This is a genomic window from Vibrio sp. 10N.247.311.13 (assembly GCF_041467595.1).
In the GTDB taxonomy this organism is placed as follows: Bacteria; Pseudomonadota; Gammaproteobacteria; order Enterobacterales; family Vibrionaceae; genus Vibrio; species Vibrio crassostreae_C.
In genome coordinates this window covers 1-1623 of record NZ_JBFSUX010000132.1, presented here as the reverse complement: position 1 = coordinate 1623, position 1623 = coordinate 1, and the positions used below count along the sequence as shown (strand labels likewise).

The following is a 1623-nucleotide window of genomic DNA, read 5'->3' as shown; positions in this document are numbered from 1 at the left end:
AATAATCACCCATACTGGCCGTTTCTATCTGAGATCCAATTAGGAAACAAAGCCGATTTAACCCGTCCATTGAACTCGCGGTAAAATCATCGAAATAAGCTAGTGATCTGAACCAGCGGAACTGGACACCTTTCAAACCGTCACTCCTCTTCTGAATATAGTTTTTGATGTCTTGAGTAAATTTTAAAGTCAAAGTACTGAACTTTGGTAATCCCCTTTGATGGGGAAGATCCATCAAGACATGAAATGTAAGAATGTCTCTATAACGATTAGGTTTGAGAGATCGATAAAGAACGCACCAATTAACGGCACGATAAAATACGCTTGTGGCGATGGGCCGTAGTAACCCGTGATACCATTCATATTGAGCATGGCTGTCGGTGTCGCACCCAAACCAAAGCCCGCATGACCACTTGCCATCACCGCGGCATCATAATTTTTACCGAGTAGCTTATAGGTAACGGACGTAACAAACACAATAGTAAACAATGTTTGAATCGTTAGGATAACCACCAGCGACAACGCCATATCAAACAGCTGCCAAAGTTTGATTTCAAGCAATGCCATAGATAAGAAGACACTTAGGGCAATTGAGCTTAAACGTGCCACTTCGACCATCGCAATCTTGGCAGGTTTGCTCTCGCTAAATAGTGTTGAGAATAGTGCACCAACAAATAACGCATAGACGAAATTTGGCACCATGTTCAGCCAATGCACATCGAGCACAAGCACTAAACTATGTAGCATTTGGCTGAGCTCAACACAGCATGCTAAAAGAACAACGCTTCCGATGCCATGTAGTACATTGCCCTTAGTCGGCATGTGATGGGCCTTTTTGTGTTCCACATCTGCTGCATGTACGTTCGGTGTTGAAAGTTGATTTTTTTCAACCAAATACGTGCCTAAAGGCGCTCCGATAATACCGCCAATCACAAGACCAAAAGTGGCACAGGCCATCGCGATTTCGAGTGCATTATCGACACCAAAATGGTCATGAAACATCGACGCCCATGCAGCACCTGTACCATGCCCACCTGATAGGGTGATAGAGCCCGTCATCAGTCCTAGCTTAGGATCCAGCCCTAAGAACGAGGCTGCAGCGACACCAATAGCGTCCTGAAAAATAATATAAACAACGGCGATTCCGAGAAAGACAACGAACAAGCGTCCACCTTGGAATAGCTGCTTGATATTTGCGCTTAAACCAATGCCTGCGAAAAACATCAGCATCAACGTCTCTTTATAAGGAAGTTCAAATTCGAACTCCATTCCCATGCGATATAAGCAAGTAGTAATTAAGGCTGCGATGCACCCACCAATCACCGGCCCTGGGATATGATATTTACTTAATATTGGTGTGTGTTTTTTGGTTACCTCACCAAACAACAACATCAAGAGTGCCAAAATGGCAGATTCAACGGCATTTACAGAAATTACATTCATTATCACGACCTAAACAACCGAATAAAAAAGCCCCGACTTGACGGGGCTTATATTTTCTAGCAACTACGAATTACGCAGAGAACTCTTGGAAGTACTCATCCAACACAGTGCGTGTTGCACGGCCAATTAGCTCGTACTCGTGGTGAGTAAGGTTCGCTAGTGATACACGTACTGATGCGT

1 protein-coding gene is annotated in these 1623 nt (G+C 44.0%); it reads right to left on the bottom strand.

What is annotated here, in order from left to right; translation table 11 throughout:
• Window positions 1-234: 234 nt before the first annotated feature.
• Window positions 235-1443 carry a sodium/glutamate symporter gene (gene gltS, locus AB6E52_RS23005; RefSeq protein WP_017061004.1) on the bottom strand — a complete coding sequence of 403 codons (1209 nt, stop codon included), beginning with the start codon at window positions 1441-1443 and terminating at the stop codon, window positions 235-237.
• Window positions 1444-1623 lie beyond the last annotated feature (180 nt).

Excerpts from the sequence above, each read along its gene's own strand:
- gltS (WP_017061004.1), bottom strand. The coding sequence starts at position 1,443 with ATGAATGTAATTTCTGTAAATGCCGTTGAATCTGCCATTTTGGCACTC.